Raw genomic sequence first — 18,586 nt, forward strand, 5'->3', positions numbered from 1 at the left:
CCTCTCAGCTCGTGTGCGTCGTCGAACTCGCCTACGGCCTAACTCGGTAAAAGGAAAAGGTGGTTGAGGCAATACAACTGAAGCAAGTGTGCCCGCCCCCGTCATCGGGCGGGTCGAAGTACATGATCAGTAGGTTGTGATGACAATCACTCGAGGTTCGTTCGAAGATCTTTGCCGTCACGCCTTGCGGCGGCTCTCGCGGCAAGCCAATGATGGGGCGGGGCGCCCGGGGGGAGGAACCGGCGCACCAGCGAGGGCGGCACAGCCCCGACACACATCAACGCACCTTTGCAGTCCGGTACTTCTGCACGTCGGCACGACCGCGTCTCTGCACGACAGCACTTCCGTACTTGGTAGTTCAGCAATTCCGCGTACTTGCACTTGAAATCCGCACAGCGCGTACGACTCACGACGCAGCCGCATACCGGCTGCCCCGGAGACGGACGCCGCTCGATCTCGGGGGGATCGGCACGGGCGCAGGGGGAACCAGCCCTGTGCGCACGCTTGGATCCGGCACCTGGAGGCCCCTCACAGGGCTGCCACGGGTGCCGCTGCCCCTGCCCCGGGACGGGCGGCGCTCATCGGACGCGCCGCGGGTGATCACGGGGGAGGCATAGCGATGACTTCTTTGAGTTGCGTCCTGATCGGTGGCGGGGGCGTACTCGCTCGCTGCGGCGAGGTGCTCATGTCGAGAGGGCACCGGATCACAGCGGTGGTCACCGGGGACGCCACCGCCCGGACCTGGGCGGTCAAGGCGGGCGTCCCGCATCACGAACTCGCCGAAGCCGAAGCGATCGCACCCCAGTTGGCCTGCGATCTCCTGCTGAGCGCCGGAAACTACGCGGTGGTGCCCGAGGCGCTGCTGGGCTGCGCGGCGCGGGCCGCCGTCAACTACCACTACGGGCCGCTCCCCCACTACTCGGGCCTGCACACGCCGTCCTGGGCCATCGCCGAAGGGGCGCGGGAGTACGGCATCACCTGGCACCGCATGTCCGAGGTGGTCGACGGCGGTGAGGTGCTGAGGCGGGTGCCCGTGGCCATCGAGCCCGAGGACACCGCACTGTCGCTGGGCCTGCGGTGCGACGACGCGGCCGTCGCCGGCCTGGCCGAGCTGATCGACGAGATAGCGGAGGGCCGCGAGACCGCGGCCCCCCAGGACTCCGCGACGCGCCGCTACTTCTCGCGGCACACCCAGTTCCCCGCCGAGGGACTGATCGACTGGAGCCTTCCGGCCGAGCGCATCGCCGCCATGGTGCGGGCCACCGACTACGGTCCGTTCGCGAGCCCGTTGGTGTGGCCCAAGGTCAGCCTCGACGGGCACTTCTACGCCGTCCGGGAAGCCCACGCCGAGACCGCCCCTCCTTCCGCCGCGGACGATGACGCCGCCGCGCCCGGTACGGTCCTCTCCTGCGACGACGCGTCGGGCCTGCGGGTGGCCACGGGTGCCGGGAACGTCACCCTGACCCGGGTGTGCACCCTGGAGGGCCAGGATCGGCCCGCCGCCGCCCTTGCCTCGGCCCACGGGTTCGGCCCCGGCGCGATCCTGGACGTCCCCGGCGAGGACGCGAGCGCCCGCCTGACCGAGGCCGGCGTCAAGGCTTCCAAGGCCGCCGACCGCTGGCGTGAGCGCCTGATCGAAGCCGGCGACCACCCCTACCGCCTCCCCTACCCGCAGCCCCGCCCGGGGACCGACACCGAGGGTGCCGAGAGCGGACAGCAGGCGGACCCCGTCATCGCGCGGTGCCACGTCCCGCTGCGGGACGGCGACGCGGACGGTGTGGACGCGTCTGCGGCGGCCGCCGCCTGTCTGGCCGGTGCGCTGAGCGTCTTCCTGAGCCGGGCGAGCGGCCGGCAGGTGGTTCAGCTCGCGATGGCGGCCCCTCGCGCGGACGTCGACGCCGCGCACCGGGACCTGTTCGCCGCCTGGCTGCCGCTGCCGTGCCGTGTCGACGCCGACGCGACGATCACGCAGAACGTGCGGGCCGTGCAGCGCGAGTTCGCGCTCGGCCAGAAGCGGGGATGGCTCCGCCGCGACGCCGTCGGCCGGGACGAAGCGCTCCGGGGACGCTGGAACAGCGGCGCGCTGACGCCCGATGTGCTGATCTCCTGGGGCGACCGCGACAACGCCGGTCCTGCCTCCGGCGACCGCGCCCCCGCAGGCCCTGCCTCCGGCGGCCTGGACGGGCACCGTCCGGCGCTGGAACTCCACGTCGGGCAGGACGGCGCCGAGGACGGTGCGCTCGTCACCTTCCACTACGACGCCACGCGCCTGTCTGCCCGGGACGTCGCCCGGCTGGCCGGCCAGTTCACCGAGTGGTGCCGCCGTCTCCCCGCCGTCGCGGAGCAGCTTCCGGCCGCCGCCGACCTGCTCACCGCGGACGAACACGGCCTCCTCATCGAGGAGTTCAACGTCACCGCCGAGGCCACCGCGGAACTCCCCGAGCAGGGTCTGCACCGGCTCTTCGAGCGGGCCGCGCGCGACCATGCCGAGGACACCGCCCTCGTCTGCGCGGACACCAGCCTGACCTATGCCGAGCTGGACGCCCGCGCCGACCGGCTCGCCCACGCGCTGACCGGCCGGGGCGTGGACCGGGGCGACCTGGTCGGCGTGGCCCTGGACCGCTCGATCGACCTGGTCGTGGCCCTCCTGGCGGTCCTGAAGACGGGTGCCGCCTACGTGCCCGTCGACCCCAGGTTCCCGGCGGACCGCATCCGCCAGATGATCGACGACGCCGATCCCAGGCTCATCGTCACCCCCGACGCCGTTCCCGCCGGCCTTGCCGCCTGGGACACCCGCTGCGTGAGCGTCCACCTGGGCGCCGGACCGAGCGCCGACGCGGACCCCGTAACCGGGCGGAGTGCCGACAGGGCTCTCTCGGCCGAGGCGGGAGCCGGCGACCTGGCCTACGTCATCTACACCTCGGGCTCGACCGGGCGCCCCAAGGGGGTCGAGATCACCCACGGGGCACTGGTCAACTTCCTGACGGCCATGCGAGAACGGCCTGGTTTCGCCGCCTCCGACCGGCTGCTGGCGGTCACCACGGTGTCCTTCGACATCTCCGTGCTGGAGCTGTTCCTGCCCCTGCTCTGCGGCGGGACCACGGTCATCGCCCAGGCCCAGGAGACCATGGACGCCAAGGCCCTGAGCGGGCTGCTGGAGCGGCATGCGATCACGGTGATGCAGGGCACTCCGGCCACCTGGCAGCTGCTGCTCGACGGAGGCTGGCGGGGCACCCCCACCCTGAACAAGATCCTGTGCGGCGGTGAGGCGCTGCCCCGCGAACTGGCGGACCGGCTGCTCGCCGTCGGGGCCCCGGCCTCGGTGTGGAACATGTACGGGCCCACCGAGACCACTGTGTGGTCCACGGTCTGGGAGGTGGCGGCACGGGCCGAGGAGGACGGCATCCTCATCGGCAGCCCGATCGACCGCACCCAGGTCTACGTCCTCGACGAGAACCTCTCGCCGGTACCGCTCGGCTTCCCCGGAGAGCTGTGCATCGGCGGTGCCGGAGTGGCCCGCGGCTACCGCAACGACCCCGAGCAGACCCGGCTCCGCTTCGCCGACAACCCCTTCCAGCCCGGCACCCTCTACCGCACGGGCGACCTGGCCCGCTTCGACGGACCCGGCAGGCTGACGCTGCTGGGACGCAACGACCGCCAGGTCAAACTGCGCGGCCACCGCATCGAGCTGGCCGACGTCGAGGCGGCCGTGAGCCGTCATGAGGCGGTCCGCCGCGCCGTGGTCGTCGGCCGTGACGAGCAACTGGTCGCCTACTGCGTCCGCGACACGGCTCCGGCCACCGACCCGGTGCGGACCCCGGCGGCGCAGAGCACCGCCCTGGCCGAGTGGGCCGCCGCCTGGGACCGCGCCTACGAAGCCGGCACCGACACCGCGTCCGCCGACACCGCCGCCGAGCCCGCCGACGCCACGTTCAACCTGGCGGGCTGGCGCAACAGCTACGACGGCCTCCCCTTCTCCGCCGGGGAGATGCGCGACTGGCAGCGCGGTTCCGTCGAACGCATCCTCTCCCACGCACCGGAGAACGTCTTCGAGATCGGCTCCGGCAGCGGCCTGATGCTGTTCAGCCTGGCACCGCACTGCCGTACGTACCACGCCGTGGACGCCTCTGCCGCGGCGGTCGAGACGACCCGCCGGCACCTGGCCTCCCTGCCGCACGTGACCTGTGAGCAGCGCGCCGCCCACGAACTGCCCGAGGTGGCCGAGGGCGCCTTCGACACCGTGGTCATCAACTCGGTGGCCCAGTACTTCCCCGGCGTCGACTACCTGACCTCGGTGCTGGAGTGGGCGACCAACGCGGTCACCAGGGGACGTGTGTTCCTCGGCGACGTACGCGACCTGTCGCTGCTGGACGTCTTCCACGCCGACGTGGCGCACTTCCGCGCGGACGGGGAGGCCGGCCGGATCTCCGCCGAGGAGCTGGCCCGCCGGGCCGAGCGCGGGATGCGCGAGGAACGCGAACTGGTGCTCAGCCGCGACTACTTCGCCAACCTGCCGCACCTGTTCCCGCAGATCACCCGCGTCGACATCACCCTGCGCGACGGCCGCTACGTCAACGAGATGACGCGCTACCGCTACGACGTCACCCTGCACATCGGCGATGCCGCCGGGCCCGCCACCCCGGCGGCGGAGAAGGACTGGCAGGCCGACGGCCTCGGCCTGGCCGGGCTCCGCGCCGAGCTGGGCTCGGTCGCCGACCGCCCGCTGCGTCTGAACGGCATTCCCAACGGCCGGCTGGGCGAGGTGAGCGGCCGGGTCGCCGCGGCCCTGGAAAGCATGGGCGCGCACACCTCGGCGGTACCCGCGTCCTGGATCGACCCCACCGACCTCGCCGGCCTCGCCCGCGAGGCGGGCCTGGAACTGGCGCTGCTGCCCAGCCGCTCCGGCGGCACCTGGCGGTGCGACGCCCTGTTCTGGCGGCCCGGCCAGACCCCCGACCTCAGCGCGCTGCCAGCCGAGCCGCTGGACCGCGACGCCCTCACCGGGTACGCCAACACGCCCGCGGTCGGCGACGCGCCCAGGACGCCACTGCACCGCGTGCTGCGCCCGTGGCTGGCCGAGCGGCTGCCGGAGTACATGGTGCCGGCGTTCATCGTGGAGCTGGACGAGCTTCCGCTGACCCCGAACGGCAAGATCGACGAGAAGGCGCTGCCGGACCCCGTGGTGGAGGTCGACGCCACCGCCAAGCCCGCCACCGAGCTGGAGCGGGACATCATGGCCATCTGGTCGGACGTGCTCGGCCACGACCGGATCGGCGTCAACGAGAACTTCTTCGAGATCGGCGGCAACTCGCTGCGGGTCGTCCGGGTCCAGACACGGCTGGAGGAACTGCTGGGACGCCCCGTCTTCGGGGCCAAGCTCTTCGAGCACTTCACCGTGAAGTCCCTGGCCGCCTACCTGGCCGGCGGCACCACGACCAGCCGGGAGATCGTGCCGGACCGCCGCCGCGCCGAACACGACGAGCCCATCGCCATCATCGGCATGGCCTGCCGCCTGCCCGGCGACGCCAACACCCCCGAGGAGTACTGGGAGCTGCTGGAGCGCGGCGGGGACGGGATCGTCGAGGTCCCGAAGGACCGCTGGGACGCCGAGGCCCTGTACAACCCGGATCCGGAGGTGCCCGGCACCTCGTACTGCAGCCGGGGCGGGTTCGTGAACCCCATCGACCTCTTCGACGCCCCCTTCTTCGGTATCTCGCCGCGCGAGGCCCGCTCGCTGGACCCCATGCAGCGCATGGTGCTGGAGACCACCTGGGAGGCGTTCGAGCGGGCCGGCTACACCCTGGACCAGCTGCGCGGCAGCCAGACGGGCGCGTTCATCGGCGTCGGCAAGAGTTCGGCGTACCACGAGTACGGCCTCACCATGGCCGGCGGGCTGACCGACCTCGACGGCTACGTCGGCCCGGGTTCCGCGGGCGGCACCATGTCCGGCCGGGTGTCGTACGTGTTCGGTCTTGAGGGCCCCACCCTCACCCTGGACACGGCGTGCTCCTCCTCCCTGGTGACCACCCACCTGGCCTGCAACGCGCTGCGCAACGGCGAGTGTGATCTGGCGGTGTCGGCCGGTGTGAGCCTGATGCTCACCCCCGAACTGCACGTCGAGTTCAGCCGCCTGCGCGGCATGTCGGCGGACGGCCGCTGCCGGTCGTTCTCGTCGGACACCGACGGCACGGGCTGGAGCGAGGGATCCGCCGCCGTCGTCCTGAAGCGGCTGTCCGACGCCCAGCGCGACGGCGACCCGATCCTGGCCGTGCTGCGCGGCACCGCCGTCAATCACGACGGCCACGCCGCCAGCCTGACCACGCCCAGCGGCCCCGCCCAGCAGCGGGTCATCCGCGCCGCCCTGGCCGCGTCCGCACTCCAGCCGGACGACATCGACTACCTGGAGGCGCACGGCACCGGCACCAAGCTGGGCGACCCCATCGAGGGCACCGCGCTCGCGGAGGTCTTCGGCGGCAGCCACTCCGGCGAGGTCCCGCTGTGGGTCGGTTCGGCCAAGTCCAACCTCGGCCACACCCAGGCCGCCGCCGGTCTGGCCGGTGTGATGAAGGTCGTGCTGGCCATGCGCCACGACACGCTCCCCCGGACCCTGCACGTCGCCGAGCCGACGCCGGCCGTGGACTGGCAGGGCGCCGGCATGGCGCTGGTCCAGGAGCAGCGCCCGTGGCCGGCGAAGGACGTGCCGCGCCGTGCCGGCGTCAGCTCGTTCGGCATCGGCGGCACCAACGCCCACGTGATCGTCGAGGAGCCGCCGCGGCCCGCCGCGAAGGACGCCGGGGAAGGTGCGGTCGCGCCGCTGCCGCCCACGGTTCCGTTCGTGGTGTCCGGCTACACCGACGCCGCCCTGCGCCGGCAGGTGGAGAACCTGCACCTGCACATGGGCATGAACATCCAGGACCGCCTGGGCGACGTGGCCCGTTCCCTGGCGACCACCCGCAGCCACTTCCGCCGCCGGCTGGTGCTCTCGGTCAAGGACAAGGCCGAACTCCTCGACAAGCTGGCCTCCTTCGCCCGTACCGGGGAACTGCCCGCCGATTCGGTCCGTACCGGGAACCACGCCGAGGAGCCCCGGCTGGCCCTGCTCTTCACCGGCCAGGGCAGCCAGCTCCCGGGCATGGGCAAGGACGTCCACGACGTCTACCCCGTCTTCCGGGAGGCACTTGAGGAGGTCGCCGCACGCTTCACCGGGCTGGAGAAGCCTCTCCTCCAGGTGATGTGGGCCGATCCGGACAGCGAGGACGCGGCGCTCCTGCACCGCACCGACTTCACCCAGCCCGCCCTGTTCGCGCTGGAGGTGGCGCTGTGGCGGCTGTGGGAGAGCTGGGGTGTGCGGCCGGAACTGCTGCTCGGCCACAGCATCGGCGAAATCGCCGCCGCCCATGTGGCGGGGGTGTTCGACCTGGACGACGCCTGTCGGCTGGTCGAGGCCCGCGGCCGGCTGATGCAGGCCCTGCCCGCCCACGGCGCCATGGTGTCGCTGGAAGCCGGCGCCGAGGAGGCGGAAGCCGCCGTCGACACCCTCGGCCTGCGGGGCAAGCTGGACGTGGCCGGACTCAACACGCCCACGCAGACCGTGCTGTCCGGTGACACCGACGCCGTCGAGGCGATCGCGGCGCACTTCACGGAGCGGGGCCGCAAGGCCAGGCGGCTGACGGTGTCCCACGCCTTCCACTCGCACCACATGGACGGCATGCTCGCCGGCTTCCGGGCCGTGGCGGAGACCGTTCGCTTCGGCCCCGCGGTGATCCCCCTGGTCAGCAGCCTCACCGGTGAGCTGGCGGCGCCGGGCGAACTGGAACAGCCCGACTACTGGGTGCGCCAGGTGCGCCACGCGGTCCGCTTCAGCGACGGCATGCGCAGCCTGCGCCGAGAGGGCGCGAACACCTTCCTGGAGCTGGGCCCGCAGCCCGTGCTGTCCGGCCTGGGGGCGTCGTGCCTGGCCGACGACGGGCCGGTGTCCTGGGTGCCGTCCTGCGTCAAGGGCAAGAACGGCGCCTCGGTCGTCCAGCGGAGCCTGGCCGAACTGCACGTGCGAGGCGTCCAGGTCGACTGGGACGGCTACTTCGCGCCCTTCGGCGGCGGCCGGGTGGACCTGCCGACGTACGCCTTCCAGCGGGAGCGGTTCTGGTTCGAGCCGCCGCTGACCCGCGAGGTCGGCGCCGGTCTGAACGCCACCGGCCACGCGCTCCTCGGCGGCGGTGTGGAGATCGCCGGCACCGGGCTGTCGCTGTTCACCAACGTGGTGGCGGCGGACCAGCCGGTGTGGGTGCAGGAGCACCGGGTGATGGACGCCGTCCTGATGCCGGGCACGGCGTTCTTCGAGGCCATGCGGGCGGCGGGCGACGCGGCCCGTGAGGGCGAGTGGGACCTGTCGGACGTGGTCATCGCCTCGCCGCTGGTGCTGGCCTCCGGTGTGCCGGTGCGGATGCAGGTCACCGTGGGTCCGGCGACCGGTGAGGCGCGTCCGGTCCAGGTCTACAGCGCCCCCGAGGGCGAGGACGGCGCCTGGCAGTTGCACGCCGAGGGCCGCATCACGCCCGCGGACGCGGCCGGTGCCGGCGCCGCGGTGACGGTACCGCCGCGGGGCGCCGAGCCCCTCGACGCGTCCGCCCTCTACCGCGACCTGGACGCGCTGGGCTACGGCTACGGGCCGACGTTCCAGGGCATCAAGGAGGCCTGGCACGTGGGCGGGGAGGTGTGGGCCAGGGCCGCGCTGCCGGAGAGCGCGGAGCAGTCCGCCACCGGCTACGTCCTGCACCCGGCCCTGCTGGACTCGGCCATGCACTCGCTGCTGCTGACCCAGCGGCTGCAGAACCGGACCGGCGACGACCTCTTCGTTCCGTTCGAGGCCGAACGCCTGTCACTGCGGGTCAAGGGCCTGTCGGAGATCTGGGTCCGGGTCGCCGACTTCGAGCTGGGCGACGGCGAGTTCTGGGCCTCGCTCGACATCCATGACAGCGACGGCGCCCATGTCGGCCGGCTGCACCGCCTGCACGCACGGCGAGTGGACCGGGCGGTGCTGCGCCGTCTGGCCGCGGCCGGGGTGGACCGTTTCCAGTTCGACGTGGGCTGGCGCCCCGTCGACACCGAGCACGTCGAGATGGGCGGCTCCTGGGGCATGATGACCCCGGCCGGGGACGTGCCGTGGGCGCGGGAGGTCAAGACCCTGCTGGCCCGGGCCGGCATCCAGGTGATCAAGGTCCGCGATCTGGAGGACGCCGAGGACCTGGACGGTCTGATCTGCCTCTGGGACTCCGACGCGGAGGTGCCCTCGCAGGCCCACGCGTTCGCCGCCGGCGCACTGGAGCAGCTCCAGGAAGTGGTCGGTACGGAGTTCCGCACCCCGTTGGTCTGGGTCACCCGTCACGCGGTGGGCACCGGCGCCGACGACATGGTCTCCGGGCTGGGCGCCGGCCCGCTGTGGGGCCTGATGCGGACGGCCCGGAACGAGCACCCCGAGCTGAGCCTGCGCCTGATCGACCTCGGCGAGGAGGACGCGGACCGCAGGCTGCTGCCCGCCGCGCTGATGCTGGAGGCCGAGCCGGAGTGCGCCCTGCGCCACGGCGAGGTGCTGGTGCCGCAGCTGCTGCGGGTGGGGTCGGCCCAGGACCTGGAGTTGCCGGCCGAGGGCCGCTGGCAGCTGGAGATCGCCGCCAAGGGCCGCCTGGACGAGCCGCTGACGGTGAAGTCCCTGCCGGAGCGGGCTCTGGCACCGGGCGAGATCCGCGCCGAGGTGAAGGCCGCCGGGGTGAACTTCCTCGATGTGCTCAACGCCCTGGGCATGGTGGAGATCCCCGCGTTCGGCCTGGAGTTCGCCGGTGTGGTCACCGAGGTCGGCGGCAGCGTCGACCAGGTGAAGGTGGGTGACGCCGTACTGGGCCTGGCCCGCGGCTCCTTCGCCTCCGAGGTCGTCACGGACGCGCGCCAGGTGGTGCGCATGCCGGAGCACCTCAGCTTCGAGGAGGCCGCCACCATCCCGATGACCTTCCTCACCGCCTGGTACGGCCTGCACGAACTGGGCGCCCTGCAGGCGGGCGAGCGGGTGCTGATCCACGCCGCGGCCGGTGGCGTGGGCATGGCGGCGGTGCAGCTGGCACAGCTCCACGGCGCCGAGGTCTACGGCACCGCCAGCGAACCCAAGTGGCCCGCGCTGCGGGAACTCGGCCTGGACGACGCCCATCTGGCGTCCTCGCGCGACCTGGGCTTCGTCGACCACTTCGGCAAGGGCGCTCCCGGCGGTGAGTCCGGCGCACGCTTCGACGTGGTGCTGAACTCCCTGGCCACCGAGTTCATCGACGCCAGCCTCGGCATGCTGGGCAGCGGCGGGCGCTTCCTCGAGATGGGCAAGATCGATGTGCGCGAGCAGGCCGCCATCGACCAGAGCCACCCGGGCGTGACCTACACCGTCTACAACCTGCCCGAGGCGGGCCCGGACCTCATCCAGCGGATGCTGGTCTCCATCGCCGAGCTGTTCACGCAGGGCAAGCTGGCGCCGCTGCCGCTGCGGGCCTTCCCCATGACCCACACCTCCGACGGTCTGCGCTTCATCGCCCAGGCCCGGCACGTGGGCAAGGTGGTGCTGGTCCCGGCCCAGCAGCGGCAGTTCGTCCGGCAGGACGGCGCCGTGCTCGTCTCGGGCGGCGCCGGCGACCTCGGCCGGCGCGTGGCCAGGTGGCTGGCCGGCACCCACGGCGTACGCGACCTGGTGCTGACCTCACGCCGCGGGATGGACACCCCTGGCGCCCAGTCCCTGGTGGACGAGCTGGCCGGGCTGGGCGCCACGGCCACCCTGGTGGCCTGCGACGCGGCCGACCGTGACGACGTCGCCGCGGTGATGGCCCTGTTCGGCGAGGGACGCCCGCTGCGGGGCGTGGTCCACGCGGCAGGCGTGCTGGACGACGGCGCCCTGACGGCCCTGACACCGGAGCGGTTCGACGCGGTCTTCCTGCCCAAGGTGGACGGCCTGTGGCACCTCCACGAGCTGACCCAGGACATGGAGCTGGACTTCTTCATGATGTTCTCCTCCATCGCGAGCGTCATGGGGGCGCCCGGGCAGGGCAACTACGCCGCCGCCAACGCCTTCCTGGACGCGCTGGCTCACCTGCGCCGGGCCAAGGGCCTGCCGGCCACCTCGGTGGCGTTCGGCCCCTGGGAGGGAGAGGGCATGGCCGCCGGGCTCAGCGAGTTCGACCGGGCCCGCTTCGCCCAGCTCGGTCTGGACCGGCTGGCTCCGGAGGAGGGGCTGGAGCTGTTCGAGCTGGCCGTCAGGAGCGGCCGGGCGCTGACCATGGCCGCCGCGCTGGACCTGAACCGTGTGCAGCACTACTTCGAGAGCCGTGGCGGCATACCGCCGCTGTTCCGCGCGCTGCTCAGCGGCAACGCCGGCGGACGGTCCAGGACCGGCGGCGGGACGGACCTGCGCAAGCTGCTGGGCGAGGCCGCGCCGGAGGAGTACCCGGAGGTGGTGCTGGGCGTGGTCCGCGAGGAGGTCGCGAAGACCCTGGGCTTCGCCTCGCCGGAGGCCGTGGACGTCAACGTGCCGCTGCAGGACATCGGCATCGACTCGCTGACCGCGGTGCTGATGCGCAACCAGCTCGCGGACCTGACCGGACTCGCCCTGCCCGCGAAGATCGCCTTCGATCACCCCAACCTCACCTCGCTCGGCGACTTCCTGCTGCAGAAGCTGCTGGAGGCGGGCCTGGACGCGGCGCCGGGTACCACCGTCGGCGCGGCCCCCGAGGCGGCCGCGGCGGGCGACGCCTCGGACGTGGACCTGTCGACGGCCCGGAAGGGCTGCCTGCACCCCGACCTCCGCTTCGACAACGCCGGGGCGGCGCCGGTCCGCCCGGAGGCGGTCTTCGTCACCGGCGCCACCGGGTTCGTCGGCGCCTACCTGCTGCACGAGCTGCTCTCCTCCGAGGTGGTCGCCTACTGCCTGGTGCGGGCGGACGACGCCCGGCAGGCCATGGAGCGCCTGGTGGGCGCCCTCGACGGCTACGGCCTGTGGAAGGAGGAGTTCGCACCGCTGCTGAACCCGGTGGTGGGCGACCTCACCCGGCCGCTGTTCGGCCTGGACGAGGAGAGCTTCGACGAGCTGGCCGACCAGGTGGACGCCGTCTGCCACTCCGGTGCCCTGGTGGACTGGATGCGGCCGCTCGAGGACTACATCGGCCCCAACGTGGTCGGTACCCACGAGGCGCTTCGGCTGGCCTCGCGCGGTCGCGGCAAGGCGTTCCACTTCGTGTCGACGTTCGCCACGCTGCCCAAGTACCTGGGGTACGAGGTCACCGAGGACGACCGGGAGTACGGCTACCTGACCTCCAAGTGGCAGGCGGAGCAGATGGTGGCCGCCGCCCGCTGGCGCGGCGCGCGGGCGTCGACGTACCGGCTTCCGTTCGTGGGGGCCTCGACCCGCACCGGGCACTTCCGCCTCGACCGCGGCGACTTCCTGCACAACCTGATCAGCGGCAGCCTCGAGATGGGCTGCTTCCCGTCGGTGGCCGCCGACCTCACGGCGGTGCTTCCGGTCGACTATCTGTGCCGCACGATCGCCGAGGCGATGACCGGCGACCTGGAGCGCATCGGCAGGGACTACGACTTCGTCAACTCCGGCGCCCCGGCCTTCGACCGCTTCTTCGAGATGGTCGGTGCCGCCGGCGGCGGCGCGGAGATCGTGTCCTTCGACGAATGGCGGCAGCGGGCGCTGGCGTCCGCCGCCCGGCGTCCGTCGGGCCCGCTGGCCCGGATCGCCGCCCTGGTGGACGGCCTGACGGCGGAGGGCCTGGCGGACATGTTCGCCGCGCTGCCCGTGGGGGGCGCCGTCTTCGGCGCGGAGGACTACCCGTCGCCGCCCATCGACGAGGACTTCGTCCGCATCTATGTGGACCGCATCAACACTTCGGACCGAGCGGAGGACACGACGTCATGAGCGACGCGAACCAGGCGGCAGACGCGACGGTGGACGACGACGCCACGGTCACCGGCACCTACCAGAAGACCGGCACCTTCCTGCACTCCTCGGCGGCGGTGCACGCCGAGCAGCTGTCGCCGGTGCTGGACAAGTACCAGGTGGACCGGGGGGAGATGGAGTCCCGGCTGCCTCCGCACCGGGCACTGAACACGAGCTGCTTCCAGCCCGAGTCGCATCCGACCCATGTCGTCCGGATGAACCTGGACGACGACCTGGCGGACAATCTGGCACGCCAGCTGCGCTGTCAGGCGGTGATCCAGGAGAGCTTCGCCGCCGCCTCCATCGGCAGCTACTTCCCGGTCTCCACCATGTTCGAGAACTGCGTGCTGTTCGTGCCCTCGGCGAAGCGCTTCTACGACCTGAACCAGGACATCGTCCAGGAGCACTTCCCCGAGGTGGAGACGGCGGTGGTGAACGCCTTCATCGTGCCGGCCGAGAAGCGGCCGTACGGGACCCACGCGGCCAGCTCGATCGCCCTGCAGATCCCGTCGCTGGTGAAGAAGCAGCTGGGTTTCCCCACCGAGTACCGCAGCTTCCACACCGCGCTGACCCCGACGCCGCTGAGCCGGCAGCCCTTCGTGATCTTCGAGGAGGCCGAGCTGGAGGCCCCGAACCTCCCGTACGTCTACGAGAAGATGCTGGAGCACGGGCTGTCGGGCGAGGAGAAGGAAGCCGTAGACAAGGCACTGTTCCTCTTCCTGGAAGGGAAACTGTCCGAGATCGACCTGCCCTCGGTGCGGGACTTCCTCATGGCGATGTACTGGGCGAAGACGTACGCGGACAATCCGTCTCCCGGCTACTACTGCGACAGCCGGGTGGGCGACGCGCTGGTCTTCGACAACTACCGGGCGCACGCCGACAGCACCCTGCCGCGGACCACCAAGGACCGCCTCACCATCGACCTGCGCTGCTTCAACAAGGTGCACTACCCCAAGGGCATGTCGAGCGGCCTGGACTTCATCGTCGATCCGAAGGAGCGGGCACACCAGGTCCGGCGCAAGTGGGCGTCGATCGAGTTCCTCCTGGCCACGCTCGGCTACGAGAGCGTCGACGAGTTCCTGCGCCTGGTGTTCGGCGGCAGCCGGCAGGCTGCGGACATCGACCCGTTCGGCTTGATGACCGACTTGCAGTTCGGCATCTACAACAAGTCCGAGTACCACCTGCTGGACCAGAACCTCGACGACCACTACGAGCGGGTCGAGGCCCTGTACGACCGCATCGCGAAGGAGGGCGAGTACGTCCTGCCGGAACGGGCCAGGCAGTGCCTCGCCGCCCTGAGCGAGCAGCCCGGCACCTGAGAGACGGAGGACGCCGCCGAAGTGAGCCACCGACACCGATCGAGGAATGCGCAGTGAGCCGAAACGAATCCGTGGACGACCTCGTGGAGCGCTTCTACACGGTCGTGAAGCTGCCGCACGACCCCTTCGCGAAGGCGTTCCTCAATCGGTGCCGTTCCCACACCGTCAAGGCGGGCGGCCGCTTCTACAAGTACTTCCAGAGCGGCAGCGGACCGACCGTCCTGCTCGTCCACGGCCTGAACACCAATCTGGGCAGCATGGTGTCCATCGCCGAAGACCTCCTCGCGCAGGGCTACCGGGTGGTGCTGTTCGACGTGCCGCCGCACGGGGAGGCGCTGGGCACCACGGGCGATCCCACCGAGATCCGCGCCCTGCTGCGCGCCCTGTACGACAAGCTCACCGGCCTGCACGCGGTGGTCTGCCACTCCATGGGCGGCCTGTGGGCCCTGACCGCCTGGCACGCGGGGGTGGCCGCCCGGACCGTGGTCTCGATCTCCTCGCCGCCCGCCAAGATGTTCCTGGTCGAGCGGTTCGCCGAGATGAACGCCCTCGACGGGGGGCAAGTGCGGGGCGTGACCGGGGAGATAGAGCGGAGGTTCGGTCCGGCGGTGTGGCAGGAGTACTCGGCCCTGGAGGCCGTCCGGGGGATCGACGTGCCCGGGCTGGTCATCCACGGCACGGCCGACGACTACGTGCCGCCGGTGCACGCCGGGGAGCTGCACGCGAACTGGCGGGGCTCCGCCGTGGAGCTCGTCGAGGGTGCCGGACACTTCGACATCGTGGAATCACCCGAGGTCCGGAAGATCATCTCCGCGCATCTGCGGAGCGTGGAAGAAGCAAGGTAAGGGGCTATCAATTGGACACCGTCACCACGGAAAAGCTGCGGCAGCTGGCCTTCACGCCGATGCGGACGCAGCCTCCGAACGCCGTCCGGCCGATCCTGGAACAGGCTGCCAAGGAGGTCGAGGTCGTCGACGGCGCCAAGGTGGTCCACTACCTCTGGGGCGCAGGTGAGCGGCGGATCCTGCTGGTGCACGGCTGGGCCGGCAACGCCGGGCATCTGACCGTCCTGGCGGAGGCGCTGGCCCGGGCGGGCTGCTCGGTGGTCGTCGTGGACCTCCCGGGCCACGGCGAGTCGGAGGGAGCGGAGTCCTCCGTCATCCACTTCGCCAAGGCGGTCGAGGCGGCCCACGAGCGGTTCGGGCCCTTCCACGCCGTCGTCGCCCACTCGCTGGGCGCCGCGGCCACGACCTACGCCATGTCGCGCGGCGTCACGCTGGAGCGGGCCGTGTTCGTCAACCCCATCAGCAGCTACGTCAGTCTCTGGCGCCGCTCCGGTGAGGTGATGCAGGTGTCGCCGGAGGCCATCGGGCTGGTCCGGGAACGTGCGGAGGACTGGCTGGGCATTTCCTTCGACGCCATCGAACCGGCTCTGGCGGCACGGGACTTCACCAGCCGGCTGCTCGTGGTCCACGACGAGAACGACACCGAGTCGCCGCTCGCCGACAGCGAGGCGCTGGTGGCGGCCTGGGGACAGGCCGAGCTGATGCGGGTGCGGGACCTGGGCCACACCAAGGTGCTGCGCGACGACACCGTGGTCCGCCGTACCGTCGGCTTCCTGACGGCGGACGGGCGCGACTGACCGGTCCGCGGACGGCACGGCCGACCGGTCCGTGGACCGGTCGGCCGGCTGCGCGGCGGGCGCCGGCGCGACGCGCAGTCAGGGGGTCACAGCGTCGCGGTCGTCTGCTCTCCCGACCCGCTGCCCGCGAGCCACTGGTCCCACCCCAGGTTGAAGGCTGCGTAGCCGTTGTCCGCCGGGGCCTTGGCACGCGAGGAGCCGGTGATGGTGACGGGGTCGCCTTGCTTGACCTGGCCGTAGAACCACTTGGCGTCCGACAGGGACAGGTGGACGCAGCCGTGCGAGCCACGGGCGCTGCCGCTGCCCGGGTTGGGGTCGCCGGTCGAGTAGTGCACGTACGTGCCGGACTGGGTCAGGTGGACGTCCCAGGGCAGCGTCAGGTCGTAGTAGTTGGCGCTGCCCTTGTCGCAGCTGATGCCGACGCTGCAGGAGGTCATGTGGACCTTCTCCTGCTTGTCGATGACGGCCATGGTGCCGTTCCACGTCGGGTACTGGGGGCTGCCCGCGTTGATCGACAAGGTGCGGACCGCCTTGCCGTTCCGGGTCACCTTCATGGTGTGGCCGGTCACCGAGACATCCGCGCGCACGTCGTCGCCGATGGTGAAGTCGTGCGTGTAATTGTGGACGCCGTAGCGGCCGTTGCCGTTGCTGACGCCCTCCATGTCGACGTCGACCTTCACCTTGGTGCCGGAGGGCCAGTACGTCTTCGGTCGCCAGTCGGCGCGCTTGTCGCCGAACCAGTGCCAGGCGCCGGCCACCGGCTGCGAGGCGCTCACCTTCATGTGCTTCTCCACCGAGGCCCGGGCCTTCGTCGCCACCGGGTCCGTGAAGACCACCGAGATCGGCATCGCCACGCCGACCTTCGTACCCGTCCGCGGGGTGATCGTCTCCAGCAGCATCGGCGGCCCGGAGGGCTTCGGTGACGCCGAGGCACTCGTACGCGGCTTGCCCGACGCCTTCCCGTCGTCCCCGCTCGCCTTGTCACTGCCGCCCCCGCCACAGGCACTCGCGCCCACCAGCACCGCACCGGTGACGAGTGCGATCCCTATGCTGCCCCTGCGCCGTCCCACGACTCGCTCCGCTCTCTCGCCCTTGGGCCCTGACATGCCCGACTTCCTCTCAGACGACGGGGGGCCGAGTCGAGTTGCATCCGTCGTGTAAAGCGCGCCCCAAGACTTGGTGCGCCGCCGGCACGCCGTGTCCGTCTCACTTCCGGCCGGCGGCCAGTTTCCGGAGCGTGTCGAACAGGGCGTCCAGGGCCGCCCGGTAGGCGTGTTCGGGTGGGGCCGCGAAGCCGACGAGCAGGCCTGCGGGGCGTCCTTCGGGCTCGACGTGGAGTTCGGACAGGCCGCGCAGGGCAAGTCCCTGCCGGGCGCACAGGGAGAGGGCCTCGTCCTCGGGCGGCCAGTCGGCGGGGAGCGTCAGGAGGGTGTGCAGACCGGCTGGCACACCGTGGGCGGTCGGTCCCGTGCCGGCGGACAGGCCGGCGAGGAGCAGTTCCCGGCGTCGCCGGTAGCGCAGGCGGGTGGCGCGGACGTGGCGGTCGTACGCGTGCGTGGTGATCAGGTCCGCGAGGACGAGCTGGGAGAGGTTCTCGGTGTGCAGGTCGGCCTGCTGCTTGGCGTCGGCCATCGGCTTCACCAGCTCGGGCGGGAGGGCCATCCAGGCCAGGCGCAGAGCCGGTCCGAGGGTTTTGGACGCGGTGCCGCAGTAGACGGTGCGGTCGGGGGCGATGCTCTGGAGAGCGCCGACGGGCTGGCGGTCGTAGCGGTACTCGCCGTCGTAGTCGTCCTCGATGACCAGCCCGCCGGTCGAGCGCGTCCAGGCGGCGACGGCCTGGCGTCGGCGGGGGTGGAGAGGGACACCGGTCGGGTACTGGTGCGAGGGCGTGAGCAGCACGGCGTCGGCCCCCTGCGTCAGCCCGTCCACACAGGCGCCGTGGGCGTCGACCGGCAGGGGTGCGGTGGTCAGGCCGGCGCGCTGGACGACGGCGCGGAAGACATTGTGACTGGGGTCCTCGACGGCGACGGTCCGGGCGCCGTTGCGGGCCAGCACTCCGCTGAGCAGGCTCAGGCCCTGGTAGTAGCCGGAGGTGATGACGATGCGGTCGGGGCTCGTGAGCACACCGCGGGTGCGGCCCAGGTAGTCGGCGACCGCGGCCCGCAGTTCGAGCCTGCCTTGCGGGTCTCCGGCCCGGAGCATCGCCGAGCGCGCGTCGGCGACGACCCGGCGCGTCGCCGCGAGCCAGGCCCGGGCCGGGAAGGCATCGGCATCGGGAAGCCCCGGACGCAGGTCGTGGCGGGGAGCCGCCGGCATCGGTGAAGCCGACGGCGGGGCCGCGGCCTCCGGCGGCAGGTCCGCCACCGTCGTACCCGACCCGGGCCGGGTGGTGAGGTAGCCCTCTTCGACGAGTTGGTCGTAGGCGGCGGTCACCGTGCCCCGGGACAGCCCGAGTTCGGTCGCCAGTCCCCTCGTGGAGGGCAGGAGCGTCCCGGCGGCGAGGCGCCCCTGACGGATGCCGTCGCGCAGCGCCGACTCCAGAGCCGAGCGCCGGCCTGTGGCGGCGTCGAGATCGATGTGCAGGTCGACACGCGAACCGGCCCATGTTTTCCGCACGGAACTGGATCTTACTGTTGGTCCGGTGTCCTCCTAACCTCG

At 71.8% G+C, this 18,586-nt stretch carries 6 protein-coding genes; 4 read left to right on the forward strand and 2 right to left on the reverse strand.

Annotation, left to right across the window (positions count from 1 at the left end):
- The first annotated feature begins 619 nt into the window (after positions 1-619).
- The 4 genes from JK359_RS17355 to JK359_RS17370 are packed head-to-tail and all read left to right on the forward strand — an operon-like array spanning position 620 to position 15,928.
- Positions 620-12,946 carry a polyketide synthase gene (locus tag JK359_RS17355; RefSeq protein ID WP_201836517.1) on the forward strand — a complete coding sequence of 4,109 codons (12,327 nt, stop codon included), beginning with the start codon at positions 620-622 and terminating at the stop codon, positions 12,944-12,946.
- On the forward strand, positions 12,943-14,286 hold the full coding sequence (locus JK359_RS17360; RefSeq protein ID WP_201836518.1) for a hypothetical protein: 1,344 nt from the start codon (positions 12,943-12,945) through the stop codon (positions 14,284-14,286). Before JK359_RS17355 ends, JK359_RS17360 begins: the two co-directional genes overlap by 4 nt.
- 53 nt (positions 14,287-14,339) lie before the next feature.
- Positions 14,340-15,131, forward strand: coding sequence for an alpha/beta fold hydrolase (locus JK359_RS17365; protein ID WP_201836519.1), 792 nt, complete (start codon positions 14,340-14,342; stop codon positions 15,129-15,131).
- A gap of 11 nt (positions 15,132-15,142) precedes the next feature.
- Positions 15,143-15,928, forward strand: coding sequence for an alpha/beta hydrolase (locus tag JK359_RS17370; protein WP_201836520.1), 786 nt, complete (start codon positions 15,143-15,145; stop codon positions 15,926-15,928).
- Between the two features lie 86 nt (positions 15,929-16,014).
- Here JK359_RS17370 and JK359_RS17375 read toward each other — a convergent pair whose 3' ends face one another.
- Both JK359_RS17375 and pdxR read right to left on the reverse strand, forming a co-directional pair.
- The gene (locus tag JK359_RS17375; RefSeq protein ID WP_201836521.1) at positions 16,015-17,034 is read right to left on the reverse strand and encodes a L,D-transpeptidase; all 1,020 of its coding nucleotides are present in this window, start codon (positions 17,032-17,034) and stop codon (positions 16,015-16,017) included.
- Between the two features lie 100 nt (positions 17,035-17,134).
- Positions 17,135-18,544, reverse strand: a complete 1,410-nt coding sequence (gene pdxR, locus JK359_RS17380) for a MocR-like pyridoxine biosynthesis transcription factor PdxR (RefSeq protein WP_201836523.1) — start codon at positions 18,542-18,544, stop codon at positions 17,135-17,137.
- Positions 18,545-18,586: the final 42 nt, after the last annotated feature.

The sequence above is a fragment of the Streptomyces actinomycinicus genome (assembly GCF_016741775.1).
GTDB classification, from domain to species: Bacteria; Actinomycetota; Actinomycetes; order Streptomycetales; family Streptomycetaceae; genus Streptomyces; species Streptomyces actinomycinicus.